A 19,749-nucleotide genomic window follows, 5' to 3' on the forward strand; every position below is an offset into this window, starting at 1 on the left:
TTAGGCACGCCGCCAGCGTTCGTCCTGAGCCAGGATCAAACTCTCCATAAAGTGTTTGACTTGCTCGTTTTTGTGACTAAAAGTCACGTCGACGAAGCTTGCGCTTCATTCATTGTTTGTATCCGAAGATACGTTTTTTGCCTCATCGTTCAGTTTTCAAAGTCCGATATGTCATTTGACGACTTTTAAATCTTACAGTAAAGTATTAACTGGTGTCAATTACTTTTTATAAGTTTTTTTCGTTGTATGACGCTCGCTTTCGGTGTGTGCCTTAGCGACATGTATTAATATATCAACTCTTGTTTTTTACGTCAACTGTTTTTCTAAAAAAACTTTTAAAAAAGATGGACTCGATGGAATAGGTCAGAACAACCACCCCTCGAGTCCTTTTCTTATGCCTGTTTTTGCGACTGTACTTTCGCTGGAGCAGGCTTTTCTTGCAAGCGATGCAACATCAGGATTTGATACGCATTACAAACCAAGAGTGTCGCCAGTGCTGCCCAAAGCATCCGCTTGTCTTGCGTTGCCTGAAGAGCTGGTACCCATTCAATCAACGTGATGACCGTCATTAAGAATAACGTCGGGATGAAAGCAGTGAAATTTGTTTCACGGGCTTTCGTACGCGCGACGAGAAACGCGACGAACAATAAGACAACCATTTCACCAATATAGAGGCTTGTCTTATCGAATCCGAACGCAAGTCCACGCAAGTAGACACCGTCAAACAAGGCGAAGGCAATCAAAACGACCTGAACCCGATTCCATAACTTTGCGCCGCGGAACAGATCAAGTCCGACCCGGTGCAAAATCAAATAAGAGAAAAAGCCCATCAGGCTGATTGCCGTCCATGTACTACTGTATGCCAAGGCCGTAATGTATCCGCTAATCGATTGATTGCGGACGTACCCTGGTTCAGCGACAAGGTTAAACACGAAGCCGGCTAGCGTCCCAATTAGGAGCGTCATCCAGAACAGCTTCAAAAATCCTTTAATCTTCATGTATTATCCCTCTACTTTTTCGATGACACGCGCTGCGAGTTCATTATAGTGTGTTTCAAATGGATGGTCATCGCGATAAATCGATGGTGCAAAGTCCGATTCATTCGCATATGGTTGTCCAAGTGGAATCTTAGCTAGAATATCTGTTTTTAGCGCTTCTGACAACTTCTCTCCGCCACCAGATCCGAAGACATACTCTTTTTCACCAGTTACCTTGCTTTCGAAGTACGCCATATTTTCGATAATACCGAGCAAACGGTGGTTCGTCTTAATCGCCATCGCACCGGCACGAGCTGCAACGAATGCCGCTGTCGCATGTGGTGTCGTGACAATCAATTCCTGACAGCTTGGGAGCATCGAGTGAATATCAAGTGCGACGTCACCCGTTCCTGGCGGCAAATCGAGCAAGAGGTAATCAAGATCGCCCCACTCAACATCCGAGAAGAAGTTATTGAGCATCTTCCCGAGCATCGGTCCACGCCAGATGACTGGTGCATTGTCTTCGACGAAGAAGCCCATCGAGATGACTTTTACGCCAAACCGCTCTGGCGGAATGATCCGGTCATTGACGACGGTCGGTCGTGTTTCAATTCCCATCATATCCGGAACACTAAAACCATAGATATCCGCGTCGATCAAACCGACTTTTTTACCTGCCCGTGCAAGGGCAACTGCGAGGTTGACGGAAACCGTCGATTTTCCGACGCCCCCTTTACCAGAAGCGATCGCGATGAACGTCGTCCCTGACTCCGGTTTAAGAATCGATGGTGTCGTCGCTGCCTGAATCCCGTGATCGCCGAGTGCCTCGAAACGAAGTCCGACCGTCTTGAAGCCTTTTTCTTTTAACTCTTTAACGATTTCTTGTTGTAACGTCAACTGTTCACCTGAACCTGCTTGCGCAAGTGCGATTTTCAGGCTGACGTAGTCTCCTTTGATTCGGACATCACGAATCCCGTTCGTATCTGCAAGCGAGCGTTCGATCGTCGGATCAATTAACTGTCCGACTACCTCGCGAATTTCTTGTTCATTCAACATAGTGCCTTCCCCCTGAGAACGTTCGATTTATTCCATTTCAGTATAACAAAAATAAGATAGCGCTTGCACATTTCGACTCGGAAAGGAGAATATTTCCTGAAGTTTTCGTACTCAGCGAAAGACGACTCGCTTTATGATCGAAAAAGACTACTCTCCTTCAGCGTACCCGCAGAAAAAACAGTAGTCATTTCATTAAAACATTCGATTCCAGGTCGCTGGTCCGACGACACCGTCAACCGCAAGCCCTTGCCGTACTTGATAGGCTCTCACCTGCCGTGCCGTCGTCTCGTCAAACCTTTTTGTAACAGGTGCCTTCACAGCGCGCTGGATTCGCTCGATGTCACGTGCATTCATCCCGATCGCCCCCCGGTACAGTGGACGACTTGGATACGGAACAAGGACGTCGGTCGTTGCTTTGAGTAGTTCAAAGTGAGGGTAATCTTGAAACGTCACCCAATCACCGCCCCAAGAAAAGCCTTGCTCTTTCATTGCCGTGACAATCTGCTTGAACGGGTCGTCGATGTCAAAAATCGCCCGCGTCCCGTCATCCGTATAACGAAAGAGATCGACGGCAATCCCGCGGTTATGATTCGATTGTCCGTCACGGGCATGCGTGACAATCGCTCCCGGCGTCGTTCGTCCTTGCGCATAGAGTTTCTCCTGCTCGGCATAGGAACGGAAGCCTTGGGCCACTCCGACATAAATTCCTTTGACATGGAGTTCCCGGATGACTTGGCGTGTCTTTCGGGCGACTTCCGGCGAGAGTCCGGGAACATTCAGTTTTCGATTGGCTCGTTCGAGCAACCAATTGACTGATAGTGTCATCTTTCACCACACTCCTTTCTCCTCTGTTCCCGAAAACAGAATCCGGTATACTTAACGATGGACTTATCCTCACCAAGCATTCGGAAAAAGGAGTTTTTTGATGAAAAAAATGTTAGTCTTCGCAAGCGTCATCACAGTCTTCTTACATATCGGCTATGCGATTTACTTTTATGCAAGGCATGAAGCAAATGTAGCTTATCAACCCGCTCTCCCTGAAAACAGCACGGTGTTAAGTCAGGAGACGTCTTTTACCGGTACAGTCGGTTCACAGACGGCGAATGATCCTCTTGCATTTTTACAGCATCTGTTCCTCTGGAGTATCCCGCTGACGTTTGTTGCTCTCACAGCACTCTTATTCCTCATCCGAACAATACGACGACGTACGTTTTGAACGGCAGACAGTTGCTTGACCGCTTTTTTAATTAGAGAGCGGTCTTTTGGCATAAAAAAATCTCCCACCCGTAAGGATGAGAGATAAAACGATTAACGTTTTGAGAACTGAGGCGCACGACGTGCTGCTTTAAGACCGTATTTTTTACGTTCTTTCATACGAGCATCGCGTGTTAAGAAGCCTTTAGCTTTAAGTGTTCCACGGAAATCTGGATCCGCTTGAAGAAGTGCACGTGAGATACCGTGACGGATAGCGCCTGCTTGACCAGTGAAGCCGCCGCCTTTGACCGTTACCATGATATCGTATTTACCTTCTGTTTCTGTGAGTACAAGTGGTTCTTTTGCAGTCATGATTAAAGTTTCATAACCGAAGTATTCGCTGATATCGCGCCCGTTAACTGTGACTTTACCGTCTCCAGCAACGAGGAAAACGCGAGCTGCCGCGTGTTTACGGCGACCAGTGCCGTAGTAACGTACATCTGCCATCGTGTAGTTCCTCCTAAATTCGTATTAACCGCGAAGTTCGTAAACTTCTGGTTGTTGTGCTTCTTGCTTATGAGTATCTCCAGCGTAAACGTGGAGTTTGTTGAACATTTGACGACCGAGGCTACCTTTTGGAAGCATCCCTTTGATCGCGAGTTCAAGCATACGCTCAGGTTTGTTAGCGAGTAAGTCGCGTGCGACAGTCTGCTTCAAGCCGCCTGGATGACCAGAGTGACGGTAGTAGACCTTTTTGTCGAGTTTGTTACCAGTTAATACGATTTTCTCAACGTTGATGAGGATAACGTGATCCCCACAGTCAACGTGTGGTGTGAACGTAGGTTTGTGCTTACCGCGGAGAAGTGAAGCCACTTCGCTCGAAAGACGACCGAGTGTTTTGCCTTCTGCGTCGATAAGGAGCCATTTGCGTTCTACATCAGTAGCTTTCGCCATGAAAGTTGTGCGCATGTAAAATACCTCCTAAGGAATTTAAAAGTTTCTTTTTTGATTTTTCATTTATTCACTGTGTGAATCTATCAGAATCTTAGGTGTACGGGGCTAAGATTGTGGTTTCATAATAAATGAAATGCCAATAAACATTGTATGTTTTTTAGCGGCTAATGTCAAATGCCTTTTTTAGACTCTGGGTAGAAAACTTCCCAAAGGTACAACCCGTGCGGTGGTGCCGTCACACCAGCGACGTTTCGATCCTTCGCGGCAAGCATCTTCTTGATGTCCGTAGCGGCAAAACGTCCGCGTCCGACATCAAACAAAGTCCCGACCATGATACGAATCTGATTATAGAGAAAACCGCTTCCTTTAAACCGAAAGATTAGCTCTTCCCCGTACTCAATCAACTCCGCTTCATAAATCGTCCGGATTCGATTATCCGTTTCCGTCTTCGCGACACAAAACGAACTGAAATCATGGGTGCCGACTAAATACGTCATCGCTTGACGCATCACGTCGAGATCAAGCGCGTACGGAATCAATACCGATTGATGACGTCGAAACGCATCTTCGGTCCGGCGTACGAAGTACCGGTACTCTTTCCCCACTACATCATACCTTGCTTCGAAGTCAGAAGCGACCTCTTTACAGTCCCGGACACGAATATCATCCGGTAATAACGTATTTAAGGCCTTGACCATGCTGTCCGGCGCAATCGCAAGTTCCGTATCGAAATGGATGACTTGCCCCTGTGCGTGCACACGAGCGTCTGTACGCCCTGATCCAATCACCTTGACCGGGTGCTTGTGCATCCGCGCAAGCGTCTTCTCGACGACCTCCTGGATCGTTACACCATTCGGTTGGACTTGGTAACCAGAGTAACCCGTCCCGTCATATTGAATCGTACATTTAAAACGTCGCATCAGAAACCTCCCCGTAAGTAAACAAGCAGGAGCGCGACGACGACGAGGAGACCCATCAAACCGGTATCACGTGCCGTCCATTTCGATTCCCGAAGACGCGTCCGTCCTTCTCCCCCACGGTAGCCGCGTGCTTCCATCGCAATCGCGAGGTCCTCTGCCCGCTTAAAGGCCGAGATGAACAATGGAATCAAAAGTGGGATGATTGCCCGCAGACGCTCTTTAATCGGTCCTGCCGCTAAATCAACACCACGTGCCTGCTGTGCTTTCATGATCTTCTCCGTCTCTTCTGCCAATGTCGGTAAGAACCGCAGCGAAATCGAGAGCATCAAGGCAATCTCATGCGTCGGAACGCGGACGACCTTGAATGGCTTCAAAAGCAACTCAATTGCATCTGTCAGCTCGATCGGTGACGTCGTCAAGGTGACGAGTGTCGTGATCGAGACCAAATAGAAGAAGCGGAGCGAGACGATGATGGCGAGACGCAGACCTTCCGAATAAATTTTAAACCATCCAAATTCGAACAAGACGGTTCCTTCTCGCGTAAAGAACAGTTGAACGATGAAGGTGAAGACGATTAGGAAAAGAATCGGACGTAAGCCCTTCAAGACGTAGCGGAGTGGCAATTTACTACTCGCTAACGCTAAAAACGTAAAGATGAGTAAAAAAATGTTCGTCGCTGCATTGTTCGCGAGGAACACGAGCGGGATGAAACAAAATGCAAAAATAATTTTTGCAAGCGCAGAAGAACGATGAAGATAGGACGTACCCGGAATATGTTGTCCGACGATCATATACGTCCCCCCTGTACCTGTAGAATCCAATCCACGACTTCCGGTTCCGTTCGTAAGTTCGGACGCGAAAGTCCGAGTCGGTCTGCCACCGGCCAGGCAAGTGCTAAGACGTGCGGAAGATCAAGATGGAACTGCTTCAGCAGCTCCGCCTGTTGGAATAATCCAATCGGCTCTCCATCATACGCGACTTGTCCATGCTCCATGACGACGACACGATTCGTATATTCGAGCACTTGATCCATATCATGCGTGATCAAGAGTAATGTCAAACCCGTTTCCGCATGAAGCCGGGCGAAAAGACTCAGCATTTGCTTACGTCCTTGCGGATCGAGTCCAGCGGTCGGTTCGTCGACGATCAACACGTCTGGTTGACTAGCGAGTACGCCTGCGATCGCAACACGCCTCATTTGCCCACCAGACAAGTCAAACGGCGATCGGGACCAGAAGACTTCGTCTAGCCCTACTGTGCGTAATGCCTCTTTTGCGAGCCGTTCCGCCTCTTCCTGCTCATGCCCGAAGTTCATTGGACCGAACATGACATCCTTTAAGACTGTTTCTTCAAACAGCTGGTACTCAGGATACTGAAAGACGAGACCGACACGTTTTCGTAGTGCCTTTAAATCTTGTTTTCGTTTTGGTTCAATGATGATGTCATCGACTTGGACTTTTCCTCTCGTCGGTTTCAGCAATCCATTGATGTGCTGGACGAGCGTCGACTTCCCAGACCCAGTGTGCCCTACAAACGCAACAAGCGCCCCTGACGGAATCTCAAGATTCACATCACGCAGCGCGACTCGTTCGAACGGACTATTAAGTTGGTACGTATAGTTCAATTCCTGGATTAGGATTGGCATAAGCGGTTCACCAATTCACTTTCATCTAGTATCGTGTCCCCATACGAGAGACCTCGCGCCCGCAATTGCTCCTGAACTCGAACGATGAAAGGAACATCGAGACCGATTTCTTGGAGAAACGCCGATTTCGCAAAGACTTCTTGAGGTGTACCTTCTAATACGATTTTCCCGGCATCCATCACGATGACACGACTGGCCTGTAAGACCTCGTCTAATTCATGTGTAATGGCGACTACCGCCATCGGATGTCGTTCATATAATTCTTGAACGGTCGACATAACCTCTTCACGTGCGAGTGGATCAAGCATCGATGTTGCTTCATCAAGCACGAGAACATCAGGGCGCATCGCAAGTGCCGAAGCAATTGCGACACGCTGCTTCTGTCCGCCGGATAGTTGATGGGGTTCCCGATCAACAAAATCCGTAAGGCCAACGCGCGCTAGACTGTCGTCAATACGACGAACCATTTCCTCGCGTGGCACACCCCAATTTTCAAGGGCAAATGCCACGTCGTCGCGCACGGTCGTGCCAACAAATTGATTATCTGGATTTTGAAAGACGATGCCGATTGCCCGACGCATCTCCCATAGTTGCTCCGGATTCGCACTCGAGAATGTCTCGCCTACGGTCACCGTTCCTGATTCAGGAAGCAACAAGCCATTAAACAATTTAGTCAGCGTTGATTTTCCAGAGCCGTTGTGTCCAACGATGGCGACCCATTCACCAGAATGAATCGTCAGAGAGACATCTTGTAACGCAGCTTGTTCCTGTTCCGGATACCGATACGTAACGTGATCCAGTTCAATTAGCTTCGTCATGTCTACTCCTCCTTCATCAAATCAATTAATTCCATTTGTAACAAAAGGGCAGAAGCGAGTTACGCACTGCCCTTTTATAACGAATCATTTAAAAATTAAACGAGTTCGATGATGACCATTTCTGCGCCGTCACCACGACGTGGTCCCATTTTCATGATGCGTGTGTAACCACCTTGACGCTCAGCAAAACGTGGAGCAACATCAGCGAATAATTTTTGGATCGCGTCTTGTGCTTTGCCCTCTGCGTTTTGACCAGCAGCTTCACGGCGAACGAACGATGCAACTTGACGACGAGCGTGGAGATCACCGCGTTTACCTAAAGTGATGAGTTTCTCAACGACTGGACGAAGTTCCTTCGCTTTTTGTTCTGTAGTTTGGATACGCTCATTGATGATGAGATCAGTCGCAAGGTCACGCAAAAGTGCCTTACGTTGTGAGCTTGTACGGCCTAATTTCGAGTATGCCATGGATGGATTCCCTCCTTCGTGCAATTAATAGTTTTTAGTCTTCTTTACGCAAACCAAGTCCGAGTTCGTCGAGCTTCGCTTGAACTTCTTCGAGTGATTTACGTCCGAGGTTACGAACTTTCATCATCTCGTCTTCGCTCTTATTCGCGAGTTCTTGAACCGTATTGATACCAGCGCGTTTCAAACAGTTGTACGAACGAACTGAAAGATCGAGTTCTTCGATCGTCATTTCAAGTACTTTTTCTTTTTGATCTTCTTCCTTTTCGACCATGATTTCGGCATGGAGCGCTTCGTCCGTAAGACCAACAAAGATGTTTAAGTGTTCTGTCATGATTTTCGCACCGAGTGACACTGCTTCTTCAGGGCGGATTGAACCGTCCGTCCAAACATCAAGCGTCAATTTATCGAAGCTCGCATCTTGACCGACACGTGTTTTTTCAACTTGATAGTTTACACGTTGAATTGGCGTGTAAATCGAATCAATTGGGATCACACCGATTGGCATATCGTCCCGTTTGTTATCTTCAGCCTGAACATACCCACGACCGCGACGAGCTGTCAGACGCATATGAAGTGATGCACCTTCTGCAAGTGTTGCAATGTGAAGTTCTGGGTTGAGGATTTCGACGTCGCTGTCATGCGTAATGTTTGCCGCAGTAACAACGCCAGCGCCTTGAATATCGATCTCAAGTGTTTTCTCTTCTTCCGAGTAAACTTTGAGGGCGAGTTTCTTAAGGTTCAAGATGATTTGGGTAACGTCTTCTACAACGCCATCAATCGTCGAGAACTCATGAAGAACGCCATCGATTTGGACTGCAGTGACTGCAGCACCCGGAAGTGAAGATAATAGGATACGACGCAATGAGTTACCAAGCGTTGTACCGAATCCACGCTCAAGCGGTTCTACTACGAATTTACCAAACGTAGCGTTTTCGCTTAATTCGACCGTTTCAATCTTCGGTTTTTCGATTTCGATCATCTGAACCCCTCCTTGAATATCGTCCTGTTGGCCATCGCGTTCAATCGCCAACCGTCTCGTGTACGTGTCTACTGCTTGATTTGGTCAAACGATCAACAAAAGTCTACTCGATTTCCCGCTTTGCAGTACAAGACGGGTTACACGCGACGACGTTTTGGAGGGCGGCAACCGTTGTGTGGAACTGGAGTTACGTCACGGATCGCTGTAACTTCGAGACCGATTGCTTGAAGCGCACGGATAGCAGCTTCACGACCTGCACCAGGACCTTTAACGTTGACTTCTACAGTACGCATACCGTTGTCCATTGCAGTTTTTGCAGCTGTTTCAGAAGCAAGTTGTGCTGCGAATGGAGTCGATTTACGTGAGCCTTTGAAGCCCATGTTACCTGCAGTTGCCCAAGAGATTGCATTCCCTTGCACATCAGTGATCGTAACGATTGTGTTGTTGAATGTTGAACGGATATGCACGATACCAGACTCAATATTCTTTTTGACTTTACGTTTACTACGAACGTTCTGTTTACGTTTTGCCATATTAGTTTACCCTCCCTTACTTCTTCTTGTTCGCTACTGTACGGCGTGGGCCTTTACGAGTACGCGAGTTGTTTTTAGTGTTTTGACCACGAACTGGAAGACCACGACGGTGACGAACACCACGGTAGCAACCGATTTCGATCAAACGTTTGATGTTGAGTGAGATTTCACGACGAAGGTCACCCTCAACTTTTACTTTATCTAAACCATCACGAAGTTGGTTGAGTTGTTCTTCAGTCAATTCACGAGTACGAGTATCTTCAGAGATACCAGCTTCTTTCAAGACTTTCTGAGCAGTCGTTTTACCAACACCATAGATGTAAGTGAGTGAGATAACGATGCGTTTCTCACGTGGAATATCTACACCAGCAATACGTGCCATGTGTGCACCTCCTTGTTTAATTACCCTTGTTTTTGTTTATGCTTAGGGTTTTCGCAAATAACCATTACTTTGCCTTTACGGCGGATAACTTTACACTTTTCACAGATCGGTTTAACCGAAGGTCTTACTTTCATTGTGAATACCTCCTCCTGAAAAAATCGGAGTTTTTATTTGAAACGGTATGTGATCCGTCCGCGAGTTAAGTCGTATGGTGACAACTCAACTGTTACTTTATCTCCTGGTAAGATCCGAATGAAGTGCATCCGAATTTTTCCTGAGACGTGCGCGAGGACCGTGTGGCCGTTTTCTAACTCCACCTTAAACATCGCATTTGGAAGTGGTTCGATAACCGTACCTTCCACTTCGATTACATCTTGTTTCGCCATCAATTATACCCCTTTCTCTATAAAGTTGATTGGGAGCCCAGACGATTTGTAGCGCTTAGGGGCTTTCTACAGTAGCCGTTGAGAGATCATCGGTCACAAACACGAGTGGATAGCGGCTTATAGAAAGGTGACACCAATAACGCGCACAGCTCACTCTGCATCGACCGTTAAGATCTCGTAGCCGTCGTCTGTGATGGCGATGGTGTGCTCAAAGTGGGCGCACATGCTACCGTCCACTGTCACTACCGTCCAATTGTCGGATAGTGTGCGAACATAGCGTTTCCCGACGTTGACCATTGGCTCAATCGCCAGTGTCATGCCGGTTTTCAGGCGCGGCCCTTTCCCCGGTGGTCCATAATGTGGGATTTGCGGATCTTCATGCAAATTTTGTCCCACGCCGTGGCCCACATATTCGCGGACTACAGAAAAATTCGCTGCTTCGACATGTGACTGAATCGCATGCGAAATATCTGTCAGGTGCACACCAGCTTTGGCGCGCTCCAATCCTTTATACAGAGATTCTTCAGTTACGTCAAGTAACTGCTTTGTCTCTTCAGAGATTGTACCGACCGGATATGTCCAGGCTGAATCTCCGTGATATCCATTATACTCCGCCCCGATATCAATCGAGATGATGTCTCCATCGTGGAGTACGCGGTCACCCGGAATACCATGGACAAGTTCTTCATTTACTGATGCGCAGATGCTACCAGTAAACCCATTATAACCTTTAAACGATGGTGTTGCCCCTTGACTTCGAATATAACGTTCAGCGATCGCGTCGAGTTGCCCCGTCGTGATGCCTGGACGAATGTGAGCTTTAAGCTCCTTATGCGTCCGAGCGACGATTTGTCCTGCCTTACGCATAATGTCGATTTCACGCGGCGCTTTCGTAATGATCATTACTGACCACCAAGAAGTGCTTGAACATCGGAGTAAACTTCATTAATCGGACGATCACCGTCCAAATTACGAAGATACCCTTTTTCAGCGTAAAAGTCAATCAAAGGTTGCGCTTGCGCGACGTTGACTTCAAGACGACGGCGAACCGTTTCTTCTTGATCATCTTCACGTTGAACAAGTGCTGATCCGTCGATATCACAGACACCTTCCACTTTTGGTGGGTTATAGATGACGTGATACGTTGCTCCACATGTCGGGCAAATCCGGCGGCCTGTCAAACGAGGGACAAGTTTCTCCGGGTTGACACCGATGTGAATGACGTGATCGATTTGTTTGTTAAGATCCGCAAGTAATGCTTCAAGAGCATCTGCTTGTTTCACTGTGCGTGGGAAACCGTCAAGAAGAAAACCATTTGCACAGTCTTCTTTGGCGAGACGTTCACGTACGATGCCGATTGTGACTTCATCCGGAACGAGTTCCCCTTTATCCATGTACGATTTCGCTTCCTGCCCGAGCGGTGTTTGATCTTTGATCGCCGCGCGGAACATGTCGCCTGTCGAGATGTGTGGAATGGCGTAGTCTTCGATAATTTTCGCAGCCTGCGTCCCTTTTCCAGCACCCGGCAAGCCCATCAATACAAGATTCATGTCGGTAGCCTCCACTTCTATAGACTCTATAGACACAACAGAAAGGAAAGGGATGGTCCCCTTCCTCCCGCCTTATCGGATAAAGCCTTTGTAGTGTCGTTTAACCAGTTGACTTTCAATCTGTTTCATCGTCTCAAGACCTACACCGATGACAATCAGCAAGCTTGTTCCACCAATTTGCACCGAGTTCGGTAAACCAGCGAACTTAATAAAGAACGTTGGCGTTACCGCGATGACAGCAAGGAAGAGCGAACCGAAGAATGTCAGACGATAGAGGATCTTCGTGATGTATTGTTCCGTTTGCTTACCAGGACGGATACCAGGAATGTACCCGCCTTGTTTTTGAAGGTTCTCTGCCATTTGTTCCGGGTTGACCTGAACGAATGTGTAGAAGTACGAGAAGGCGATGATCAATGCAACATAAATCGACATTCCGATTGGACTCGTATAGTCGAAGATGTCACGAATTTTCGTCGCGTTTTCCGGACTCGCAAAGAAACTTGCAATCGTTGGTGGAGTCACCATGAACGATACCGCGAAGATAACTGGGATAACACCAGCAGCATTCAGCTTCATCGGCAAGTGTGTCGATTGGCCGCCTACTGGCGCACGGTTCACCGTACGCTTAGCGTACTGAATCGGAATCTTACGTGCAGCTTGCTGCACATAGATGACACCGACGATGACCGCAATGATGATTAAAAGCAACAGTACGATATAAAGCACATTGACGAACAAAGCATCCCCTGCATTTTGGAGCTTTGTTTCGTAAATCTGGCGGAACGCGTTCGGGAAGCCTGCGACAATCCCAGCGAAGATGATCATTGATATCCCGTTACCAATGCCCTTCTCCGTAATGAGTTCACCGAGGAACATCAAGAACGCTGTACCAGCCGTCAAAACAAGTGCAATCATAACGTACGTCCAGGTGCCAAAATCTTCATTGACAAGACCTGGATAGATACGGTTAAATCCAAGCGCGATTCCAAACGCTTGGACTAAGCCGAGTACGATCGTTCCATAGCGCGTTACCGTTGCTAACTTCTTACGGCCCGCCTCTCCTTGTTTTGCCCATTCGGCAAACTTTGGAACAACGTCCATCTGTAAGAGTTGGACAACGATCGAGGCCGTAATATACGGCATGATTCCCATCGCAAAGAGTGAGAAATTCTGCAAAGCATTCCCGCCGAAGGAGTTCAAGAATCCGAGAATACCATTCTCGTCAATCTTGAATACTTCAGTGTTTACCATCGGCACTGGGATATGCGCTCCGATCCGGAACACGATAATCAGGGCCAAGGTAAAGAGAATGCGCCGACGGATGTCGGCTACGCGCCACATATTGGAGATCGCTTGAAACATTAGATCACCTCAACCGTACCGCCGGCAGCTTCGATCGCTTGCTTCGCAGCTTCGGAGAACTTGTGAGCTTTTACTGTCAGTTTCTTTTCAATCTTGCCGTTTGAAAGGATCTTAACGCCGTCTTTCATACCTTTGACTGCGCGAGTCTCGATAAGAAGTTCAGGAGTTACTTCAGTTCCTTCTTCAAAACGGTTAAGTGTGTCAAGGTTGATAACCGCGAACTCTTTACGAGTTGGGTTGTTGAAGCCGCGTTTTGGTAAACGACGGAAAAGTGGGTTTTGTCCACCTTCGAAACCTGGACGAACACCACCGCCTGAACGAGCTTTTTGACCTTTGTGACCACGGCCAGAAGTCTTACCGTTACCAGAAGACATACCGCGACCTACACGGTTGCGTTCTGAACGTGAACCAGCAGCTGGTTTCAATTCATGGAGTTTCATAGTGGGGCACCTCCTCATAAAATTATATCGTTCTATTACTCTTGAATTTCTTTAACTGTCAATAAGTGTGACACGTGGTTAATCATCCCACGCATAGCAGCGTTGTCAGGTACGACAACCGTTTGGTGCATCTTACGGAGACCAAGCGTACGAGTAGTAACGCGTTGGTTCTCCGGACGACCGATCATGCTGCGTGTGAGGGTAACTGCGAGTTTCGCCATCTGTATTCCCTCCCTTTCTTAACCGCGAAGTTCTTCGACGGTTTTACCGCGGAGTTTCGCAACGTCTTCAGCACGTTTAAGTGAAGTGAGACCTTTAACAGTCGCACGAACCATGTTGATTGGAGTGCTTGATCCAAGTGATTTCGAAAGAATGTCGTTGATTCCCGCTAATTCGAGAACCGCACGAACTGGGCCACCAGCGATGACTCCAGTACCTTCAGAAGCAGGTTTCAAGAAGACGTGACCTGCACCGAAAATTCCGTTGATTTCGTGTGGAATTGTAGTGTTAACGATTGGAACGTTAACCATGTTTTTCTTTGCATCTTCGATTGCTTTACGGATCGCTTCAGGCACTTCCTGAGCTTTACCCGTACCGAAACCTACGTGACCATTCTTGTCACCTACGACGACGAGTGCAGCAAAACGGAAGCGACGGCCACCTTTTACTACTTTCGCGACGCGGTTTACAGTAACAACGCGTTCTTCGAGTTGATCCATGTTAATTTCTAACTGGCGCATGTAGAGGTTCCCTCCTTTTCTATTAGAATTTGAGACCAGCTTCACGAGCTGCTTCAGCTACAGCTTTGATACGTCCATGATAGAGATATCCTCCACGGTCGAAAACGACTGTTTCAATACCTTTTTCAAGAGCGCGTTCAGCTGCGAGCTTACCGACTGCTGTTGCAGCGTCAGCTGTGTTGCCTTTTTCAAGATCGAGTGATGATGCAGATGCGAGTGTTGCATGTGTTGCATCGTCAATGACTTGTACGTAAATGTTCTTGTTCGAACGGAATACGTTCATGCGTGGACGTGTTGCAGTCCCGATGATTGTACGACGTACACGACCATGACGCTTTTTACGCGTAGCGTTTTTGTCTGCCTTTGAGATCATTTATGCCACTCCTTTCCGGTCAATTCGTATCAACGAATTACTTACCTGTTTTACCTTCTTTACGACGAACGACTTCATCACTGTAACGAATTCCTTTACCTTTGTACGGCTCAGGTTGACGGTACGAACGAATCAATGCAGCAACGTGTCCAACACGCTCTTTGTTGATTCCGCGGATGATGATTTGCGTATTCGTAGGAACTTCGACTTCAATGCCTTGTTCCGGAGTGTACTCGATTGGGTGTGAGTAACCGAGGTTGAGTACGATTTTGTTACCTTGCTTTTGAGCACGGTAACCAACACCTTGGATATCAAGTGTCTTAGCAAAACCGTTGTTTACACCTTCGACCATGTTCGCGATAAGCGCACGAGTCGTTCCGTGAATTGTACGGTTAGCCTTTTCGTCGTTTGGACGAACGACAGTCAATTCATTACCTTCTACGTTGATAGCCATAGTCGGGTTGAACTCACGTGTGAGTTCACCTTTAGGACCTTTTACTGTAACTGTGCTGTTTTCAACTGTTACTGTAACGCCTGCTGGGATAACGACCGGCTTTTTACCAATACGTGACATTTAAGACACCTCCGTTCTTTTTATGCGTGAATTACCAGATGTATGCGATCACTTCGCCGCCGACTTTTTGTTGGCGAGCTTCTTTGTCTGTCATAACACCTTTAGATGTTGAAACGATAGCGATTCCGAGACCACCGAGTACTTTCGGGATTTCATCAGCTTTCGCGTAAACGCGAAGACCTGGTTTCGAGATACGTTTGAGTCCAGTGATAACGCGTTCGTTGCTTGCGCCATACTTAAGGAATACGCGGAGCGTACCTTGTTTGCTGTCCTCGAGATATTCAACATCGCGGATGAAACCTTCACGTTTGAGGATTTCAGCGACTTCACGTTTGATTGTAGAAGCTGGCATTTCCAACTTCTCATGGCGAACCATGTTTGCATTACGAATGCGTGTAAGCATATCTGCAATCGGATCTGTCATAACCATGCGATGTACCTCCTTTCACAACTTTAATGAATTACCAGCTTGCTTTTTTAACACCAGGGATTTGACCTTTATGAGCAAGATCACGGAACTTAATACGGCTGATACCGAATTTACCAATGTAACCGTGTGGACGGCCAGTGATACTGCAACGGTTGTGTAAACGAACCGCTGAAGAGTTACGTGGGAGTTTGCTCAAGCCGATGTAGTCGCCTTGTGCTTTCAATTCTGCGCGTTGTTCAGCGTAGCGCTCTACGAGTGCTTGGCGTTTTACTTCACGTGCGATCATTGATTTCTTAGCCATGTGTGCGGCCTCCCTTATTTTTGGAATGGCATGCCGAGTGCTGTGAGAAGCTCACGAGACTCTTCATCCGTATTAGCAGTAGTTACGATAACGATGTCCATACCACGGACTTTAGATACGCGATCGTAGTCGATCTCTGGGAAGATCAATTGTTCCTTCACGCCTAGCGTGTAGTTACCACGGCCATCGAATGATTTCTTCGATACACCACGGAAGTCACGTACACGTGGAAGTGACACGTTGATCAACTTGTCGAGGAATTCGAACATGCGCTCTCCGCGAAGTGTAACCTTCGCACCGATTGGCATACCTTCACGAAGTTTGAAACCAGCGATTGATTTCTTAGCTTTCGTGATGAGTGGCTTCTGACCAGTGAGGAGCTGAAGCTCTTCTACTGCCATGTCAAGTGCTTTCGTGTTCGTAACAGCGTCACCAACACCCATGTTGATTACGATCTTATCGACTTTCGGCGCTTGCATTACAGAAGTATAGTTGAATTTCTCCATCATTACTTTGACGATTTCGTCTTGGTATTTAGCTTTTAAACGGTTCATCAGAAAGTGGACCTCCTTTCTTTAAATCTTCTTATTTATCTAAAGCTTCGCCCGATTTTTTAGCGATACGTACTTTCTTGCCGTCAACCACAGTGAAACCAACGCGTGTTGGAGTTCCTGTCTTAGGGTCGATGAGCATAACGTTCGATACGTGAATCGGTGCTTCTTTCTCGACAATTCCGCCTTGCGGGTTAAGTTGAGAAGGTTTTGTGTGTTTTTTGATCATGTTAACGCCTTCGACGATAACGCGATCTTTTTTAGGCATAGCAGTAAGAATAACGCCTTGTTTGCCTTTATCTTTACCAGTCATAACCTGAACTTTATCACCTTTTTTGACATGCATCGTTAGAGCACCTCCTTGTAGGAATTCTTTGGAATTAAAGTACTTCCGGTGCCAACGAGACGATCTTCATGAAGTCTTTTTCACGAAGTTCGCGTGCGACTGGTCCGAAGATACGTGTGCCACGTGGGCTTTTATCATCTTTGATGATGACTGCTGCATTTTCGTCAAAACGGATGTACGAACCGTCTTTACGACGAACGCCACGTTTAGTACGAACGACTACTGCGCGTACAACTTCACCTTTTTTGACAACGCCACCTGGTGTTGCTTGTTTAACTGTGCAAACAATTACGTCACCGATGTTAGCAGTTTTGCGACCAGATCCACCGAGGACTTTGATCGTCAAGACTTCACGAGCTCCTGAGTTGTCTGCTACTTTCAAGCGAGATTCTTGTTGAATCATACGATTGTACCTCCCTCCGGATGTTTATTCATCCGAACTAATTAGAGTTTAGATGATTACTGCTTTTTCGACGACTTCTACGAGACGGAAACGTTTGTCCTTAGAAAGTGGACGTGTTTCTTGAATGCGTACAACATCACCGATTTTAGCTGTGTTGCTTTCATCATGCGTTTTATACTTCTTAGAGTAGTTTACGCGTTTGCCGTAGAGCTTGTGCTTTACTTTAGTCTCAACTGAAACAACGATCGTTTTATCCATTTTGTCAGATACGACGCGTCCAGTTAATACTTTGCGGTTGTTAGTGCGTTCCATTGAGTGTTCCTCCTCTCAGAATCCGAGTGAATTATGCGTTGTTGATGCCGAGTTCGCGTTCACGAAGAACGGTTTTCGCGCGTGCAATCGACTTGCGCACTTCACGGATACGAGCAGGGTTCTCAAGCTGACCAGTCGCGAGTTGGAAACGAAGGTTGAACAACTCTTCTTTCCACGAACCGACTTTACCGTTGAGCTCTTCTGTAGTTTGCTGACGGAGATCAGTTGCTTTCATTCGTATCACCACCATTTTCTTCACGTTTTACGAACTTACATTTTACTGGAAGTTTGTGTGATGCAAGACGGAGAGCTTCGCGTGCGATCTCTTCCGATACTCCTGCGATTTCGAACATTACTTTCCCCGGTTTAACGACTGCAACCCAGCCCTCCGGAGCACCTTTACCTGAACCCATTCGGACTTCAAGAGGTTTTTTAGTGTATGGTTTATGTGGGAAAATCTTGATCCACACTTTACCACCACGTTTCATATAACGAGTCATCGCGATACGCGCTGATTCGATTTGACGGCTAGTGATCCAGCTAGCTTCTTGAGCTTGGATACCGAACTCGCCGAAGTGTACTGTAGTACCACGTTTCGCTTTACCACGCATGTTGCCGCGGTGAACACGACGATATTTTACACGTTTTGGTAACAACATGTTGTGTTGCCTCCTTCCCTAGACGGATGTGGATTATTGTTCGTTAGATGCTGCTTTTTTAGTAGGAAGCACTTCACCGTGGTGGAGCCATACTTTTACGCCAATTTTGCCGTAAGTTGTATCAGCTTCAGCAGTACCGTAATCGATGTCTGCACGGAGTGTATGAAGTGGAACTGTTCCTTCTGAATACTTCTCTGAACGAGCGATATCAGCGCCACCAAGACGACCAGAAACTTCAGTCTTGATTCCTTTGATACCTGAACGCATAGAACGTTGGATTGATTGCTTCATTGCACGACGGAAAGATACGCGGCCTTCAAGTTGGCGAGCGATGTTTTCAGCGACAAGTTTAGCAACTGCATCCGGGTTTTTCACTTCAACGACGTTAACGTGAACGCGTTTGCCTTTTGCAAGGTTAGTGATGTCTGTACGAAGTGTTTCGATTTCAGAACCGCCTTTACCGATAACCATACCAGGTTTAGCAGTGTGAAGTGAAATGTTCAAGCGGTTTGCAGCGCGCTCGATTTCAATTTTAGAAACACTAGCGTCTTTAAGACGTTTTTCGATATATTCACGAACTACGTAGTCTTCATGAAGGAGATCAGCATAGTCTTTATCTGCGAACCAACGTGATTCCCAGTCTTTGATGATACCTACGCGAAGACCAGTTGGGTTAATCTTCTGACCCACGGTAATCCCTCCTTATTTTTCAGATACCACGATGTGAACGTGGCTCGTACGTTTGTTGATACGGCTTGCGCGACCCATTGCACGTGGGCGGAAACGTTTGAGCGTTGGACCTTCGTTGACGTAAGCCTCTGTTACTACGAGGTTTTCGATGTTCATGTCGAAGTTGTGCTCAGCGTTCGCGATTGCCGATTTCAATGCTTTTTCAACGATTGGCGTTGCTGCCTTGTTCGTGTAAGCAAGAATCGAAAGAGCTTCGCCGATTTGCTTCCCGCGGATTAAGTCTACTACGAGACGTGCCTTACGAGGAGCAATGCGAACCATATTAGCCGATGCTTTTGATTGCATAATGAGTACCTCCCCTCAGATTAACGTTTCGTCTTCTTATCGTTACCAGCATGTCCTTTATAAGAACGAGTTGGCGCGAATTCACCAAGTTTGTGACCGACCATATCTTCTGTCACGTAAACCGGTACGTGTTTACGACCATCGTAGACAGCGATCGTGTGACCGATGAACTCTGGGAAGATTGTCGAGCGGCGTGACCAAGTTTTGATAACATGCTTGTCACCAGCTTCGTTGGCTTTATCAACCTTAGCGAGCAAATGGTGATCTGCAAATGGACCTTTTTTCAAGCTGCGACCCATAGTTGTACCTCCCTTTGGCATGATTCAGGAACGGTTCCTACGAACCGTTCAGAAATCACGTAA

Annotated in this window: 35 protein-coding genes; 1 reads left to right on the top strand and 34 read right to left on the bottom strand. The window is 47.1% G+C overall.

The annotated features are described in order from the left end of the window. Nucleotides 1-392 precede the first annotated feature (392 nt). The 3 genes from KNP99_RS14200 to KNP99_RS14210 form a co-directional block, all read right to left on the bottom strand. Complete coding sequence (locus tag KNP99_RS14200) at nt 393-998, bottom strand: KinB-signaling pathway activation protein (RefSeq protein ID WP_214803533.1); 606 nt, start codon at nt 996-998, stop codon at nt 393-395. Nucleotides 999-1,001: 3 nt separating this feature from the next. After that, nucleotides 1,002-2,033: an Mrp/NBP35 family ATP-binding protein gene (locus KNP99_RS14205; protein WP_029332281.1), complete on the bottom strand. Its 1,032-nt coding sequence runs from the start codon at nt 2,031-2,033 to the stop codon at nt 1,002-1,004. A gap of 192 nt (nt 2,034-2,225) precedes the next feature. Continuing rightward, entirely contained in the window at nt 2,226-2,858 is a 633-nt protein-coding gene (locus KNP99_RS14210) for a M15 family metallopeptidase (RefSeq protein WP_215193339.1), read from the bottom strand. A 100-nt stretch (nt 2,859-2,958) separates the two neighbouring features. Between KNP99_RS14210 and KNP99_RS14215 the strand changes: the two genes are divergently transcribed. Next, entirely contained in the window at nt 2,959-3,249 is a 291-nt protein-coding gene (locus tag KNP99_RS14215; protein ID WP_214809023.1) for a hypothetical protein, read from the top strand. 92 nt (nt 3,250-3,341) lie between these two features. On the opposite strand, the gene rpsI is transcribed toward KNP99_RS14215, so the two are convergent. The 31 genes from rpsI to rpsS all read right to left on the bottom strand — a co-directional run bounded on the left by rpsI (nt 3,342) and on the right by rpsS (nt 19,686). After that, the gene (gene rpsI / locus KNP99_RS14220) at nt 3,342-3,734 is read right to left on the bottom strand and encodes a 30S ribosomal protein S9 (protein WP_012369042.1); all 393 of its coding nucleotides are present in this window, start codon (nt 3,732-3,734) and stop codon (nt 3,342-3,344) included. Between the two features lie 24 nt (nt 3,735-3,758). Then, nucleotides 3,759-4,196 (bottom strand): 50S ribosomal protein L13, encoded by a 438-nt coding sequence (rplM, locus tag KNP99_RS14225; protein WP_012369041.1) that lies wholly within the window; start codon nt 4,194-4,196, stop codon nt 3,759-3,761. 155 nt (nt 4,197-4,351) lie between these two features. After that, the gene (gene truA / locus KNP99_RS14230; protein WP_029332277.1) at nt 4,352-5,101 is read right to left on the bottom strand and encodes a tRNA pseudouridine(38-40) synthase TruA; all 750 of its coding nucleotides are present in this window, start codon (nt 5,099-5,101) and stop codon (nt 4,352-4,354) included. Continuing rightward, nucleotides 5,101-5,892 carry an energy-coupling factor transporter transmembrane component T family protein gene (locus KNP99_RS14235; RefSeq protein ID WP_088836011.1) on the bottom strand — a complete coding sequence of 264 codons (792 nt, stop codon included), beginning with the start codon at nt 5,890-5,892 and terminating at the stop codon, nt 5,101-5,103. The genes truA and KNP99_RS14235 overlap by 1 nt, the downstream gene beginning before the upstream one ends. Next, nucleotides 5,889-6,746, bottom strand: a complete 858-nt coding sequence (locus KNP99_RS14240; RefSeq protein ID WP_029332275.1) for an energy-coupling factor transporter ATPase — start codon at nt 6,744-6,746, stop codon at nt 5,889-5,891. The genes KNP99_RS14235 and KNP99_RS14240 overlap by 4 nt, the downstream gene beginning before the upstream one ends. After that, a complete protein-coding gene (locus KNP99_RS14245) occupies nt 6,734-7,564 on the bottom strand; it encodes an energy-coupling factor ABC transporter ATP-binding protein (protein ID WP_029332274.1) in 831 nt (276 codons plus the stop codon). The genes KNP99_RS14240 and KNP99_RS14245 overlap by 13 nt, the downstream gene beginning before the upstream one ends. Nucleotides 7,565-7,659: 95 nt before the next feature. After that, a complete protein-coding gene (gene rplQ, locus KNP99_RS14250; protein WP_023466649.1) occupies nt 7,660-8,031 on the bottom strand; it encodes a 50S ribosomal protein L17 in 372 nt (123 codons plus the stop codon). Between the two features lie 34 nt (nt 8,032-8,065). Next, nucleotides 8,066-9,010: a DNA-directed RNA polymerase subunit alpha gene (locus KNP99_RS14255; RefSeq protein ID WP_029332273.1), complete on the bottom strand. Its 945-nt coding sequence runs from the start codon at nt 9,008-9,010 to the stop codon at nt 8,066-8,068. 137 nt (nt 9,011-9,147) lie between these two features. Next, on the bottom strand, nt 9,148-9,543 hold the full coding sequence (gene rpsK, locus KNP99_RS14260; protein ID WP_029332272.1) for a 30S ribosomal protein S11: 396 nt from the start codon (nt 9,541-9,543) through the stop codon (nt 9,148-9,150). A 16-nt stretch (nt 9,544-9,559) separates the two neighbouring features. Further along, the gene (gene rpsM, locus KNP99_RS14265) at nt 9,560-9,925 is read right to left on the bottom strand and encodes a 30S ribosomal protein S13 (RefSeq protein WP_012369033.1); all 366 of its coding nucleotides are present in this window, start codon (nt 9,923-9,925) and stop codon (nt 9,560-9,562) included. A gap of 20 nt (nt 9,926-9,945) precedes the next feature. Continuing rightward, nucleotides 9,946-10,059, bottom strand: a complete 114-nt coding sequence (rpmJ, locus tag KNP99_RS14270) for a 50S ribosomal protein L36 (protein ID WP_003156543.1) — start codon at nt 10,057-10,059, stop codon at nt 9,946-9,948. A 33-nt stretch (nt 10,060-10,092) separates the two neighbouring features. Then, complete coding sequence (gene infA / locus KNP99_RS14275) at nt 10,093-10,311, bottom strand: translation initiation factor IF-1 (RefSeq protein ID WP_012369032.1); 219 nt, start codon at nt 10,309-10,311, stop codon at nt 10,093-10,095. Between the two features lie 150 nt (nt 10,312-10,461). Beyond that, on the bottom strand, nt 10,462-11,214 hold the full coding sequence (map, locus tag KNP99_RS14280; RefSeq protein WP_029332271.1) for a type I methionyl aminopeptidase: 753 nt from the start codon (nt 11,212-11,214) through the stop codon (nt 10,462-10,464). Beyond that, nucleotides 11,214-11,861: an adenylate kinase gene (locus KNP99_RS14285; RefSeq protein ID WP_026834297.1), complete on the bottom strand. Its 648-nt coding sequence runs from the start codon at nt 11,859-11,861 to the stop codon at nt 11,214-11,216. Before KNP99_RS14285 ends, map begins: the two co-directional genes overlap by 1 nt. Nucleotides 11,862-11,933: 72 nt before the next feature. After that, nucleotides 11,934-13,223 (bottom strand): preprotein translocase subunit SecY, encoded by a 1,290-nt coding sequence (secY, locus tag KNP99_RS14290; RefSeq protein ID WP_088836008.1) that lies wholly within the window; start codon nt 13,221-13,223, stop codon nt 11,934-11,936. Further along, nucleotides 13,223-13,663 carry a 50S ribosomal protein L15 gene (gene rplO / locus KNP99_RS14295; protein ID WP_029332269.1) on the bottom strand — a complete coding sequence of 147 codons (441 nt, stop codon included), beginning with the start codon at nt 13,661-13,663 and terminating at the stop codon, nt 13,223-13,225. The genes secY and rplO overlap by 1 nt, the downstream gene beginning before the upstream one ends. Before the next feature lie 35 nt (nt 13,664-13,698). Further along, nucleotides 13,699-13,884 carry a 50S ribosomal protein L30 gene (rpmD, locus tag KNP99_RS14300; RefSeq protein WP_012369027.1) on the bottom strand — a complete coding sequence of 62 codons (186 nt, stop codon included), beginning with the start codon at nt 13,882-13,884 and terminating at the stop codon, nt 13,699-13,701. An 18-nt stretch (nt 13,885-13,902) separates the two neighbouring features. After that, entirely contained in the window at nt 13,903-14,403 is a 501-nt protein-coding gene (rpsE, locus tag KNP99_RS14305; RefSeq protein ID WP_012369026.1) for a 30S ribosomal protein S5, read from the bottom strand. A 22-nt stretch (nt 14,404-14,425) separates the two neighbouring features. Then, nucleotides 14,426-14,776 carry a 50S ribosomal protein L18 gene (rplR, locus tag KNP99_RS14310; RefSeq protein ID WP_029332268.1) on the bottom strand — a complete coding sequence of 117 codons (351 nt, stop codon included), beginning with the start codon at nt 14,774-14,776 and terminating at the stop codon, nt 14,426-14,428. A 37-nt stretch (nt 14,777-14,813) separates the two neighbouring features. Then, nucleotides 14,814-15,350 (bottom strand): 50S ribosomal protein L6, encoded by a 537-nt coding sequence (rplF, locus tag KNP99_RS14315; RefSeq protein ID WP_029332267.1) that lies wholly within the window; start codon nt 15,348-15,350, stop codon nt 14,814-14,816. 31 nt (nt 15,351-15,381) lie between these two features. Further along, nucleotides 15,382-15,780 carry a 30S ribosomal protein S8 gene (rpsH, locus tag KNP99_RS14320; RefSeq protein ID WP_012369023.1) on the bottom strand — a complete coding sequence of 133 codons (399 nt, stop codon included), beginning with the start codon at nt 15,778-15,780 and terminating at the stop codon, nt 15,382-15,384. Nucleotides 15,781-15,811: 31 nt separating this feature from the next. Further along, nucleotides 15,812-16,081, bottom strand: a complete 270-nt coding sequence (rpsN, locus tag KNP99_RS14325) for a 30S ribosomal protein S14 (RefSeq protein WP_012369022.1) — start codon at nt 16,079-16,081, stop codon at nt 15,812-15,814. Between the two features lie 14 nt (nt 16,082-16,095). Beyond that, nucleotides 16,096-16,635: a 50S ribosomal protein L5 gene (gene rplE / locus KNP99_RS14330; protein ID WP_029332266.1), complete on the bottom strand. Its 540-nt coding sequence runs from the start codon at nt 16,633-16,635 to the stop codon at nt 16,096-16,098. A 31-nt stretch (nt 16,636-16,666) separates the two neighbouring features. After that, nucleotides 16,667-16,978: a 50S ribosomal protein L24 gene (gene rplX, locus KNP99_RS14335; protein WP_029332265.1), complete on the bottom strand. Its 312-nt coding sequence runs from the start codon at nt 16,976-16,978 to the stop codon at nt 16,667-16,669. Between the two features lie 34 nt (nt 16,979-17,012). Beyond that, nucleotides 17,013-17,381, bottom strand: coding sequence for a 50S ribosomal protein L14 (gene rplN, locus KNP99_RS14340; protein WP_012369019.1), 369 nt, complete (start codon nt 17,379-17,381; stop codon nt 17,013-17,015). Between the two features lie 48 nt (nt 17,382-17,429). Beyond that, the gene (rpsQ, locus tag KNP99_RS14345; RefSeq protein WP_014969155.1) at nt 17,430-17,693 is read right to left on the bottom strand and encodes a 30S ribosomal protein S17; all 264 of its coding nucleotides are present in this window, start codon (nt 17,691-17,693) and stop codon (nt 17,430-17,432) included. A gap of 31 nt (nt 17,694-17,724) precedes the next feature. Beyond that, a complete protein-coding gene (rpmC, locus tag KNP99_RS14350) occupies nt 17,725-17,928 on the bottom strand; it encodes a 50S ribosomal protein L29 (protein WP_012369017.1) in 204 nt (67 codons plus the stop codon). Beyond that, nucleotides 17,915-18,352 carry a 50S ribosomal protein L16 gene (rplP, locus tag KNP99_RS14355; protein ID WP_012369016.1) on the bottom strand — a complete coding sequence of 146 codons (438 nt, stop codon included), beginning with the start codon at nt 18,350-18,352 and terminating at the stop codon, nt 17,915-17,917. Before rplP ends, rpmC begins: the two co-directional genes overlap by 14 nt. A gap of 33 nt (nt 18,353-18,385) precedes the next feature. After that, complete coding sequence (rpsC, locus tag KNP99_RS14360) at nt 18,386-19,042, bottom strand: 30S ribosomal protein S3 (RefSeq protein WP_026834299.1); 657 nt, start codon at nt 19,040-19,042, stop codon at nt 18,386-18,388. A 12-nt stretch (nt 19,043-19,054) separates the two neighbouring features. After that, on the bottom strand, nt 19,055-19,387 hold the full coding sequence (gene rplV, locus KNP99_RS14365; RefSeq protein WP_029332264.1) for a 50S ribosomal protein L22: 333 nt from the start codon (nt 19,385-19,387) through the stop codon (nt 19,055-19,057). A 20-nt stretch (nt 19,388-19,407) separates the two neighbouring features. Beyond that, a complete protein-coding gene (gene rpsS, locus KNP99_RS14370; protein WP_012369013.1) occupies nt 19,408-19,686 on the bottom strand; it encodes a 30S ribosomal protein S19 in 279 nt (92 codons plus the stop codon). Nucleotides 19,687-19,749: the final 63 nt, after the last annotated feature.

Source organism: Exiguobacterium sp. s95, from assembly GCF_018618655.1.
Taxonomy (GTDB): Bacteria; Bacillota; Bacilli; order Exiguobacteriales; family Exiguobacteriaceae; genus Exiguobacterium_A; species Exiguobacterium_A oxidotolerans.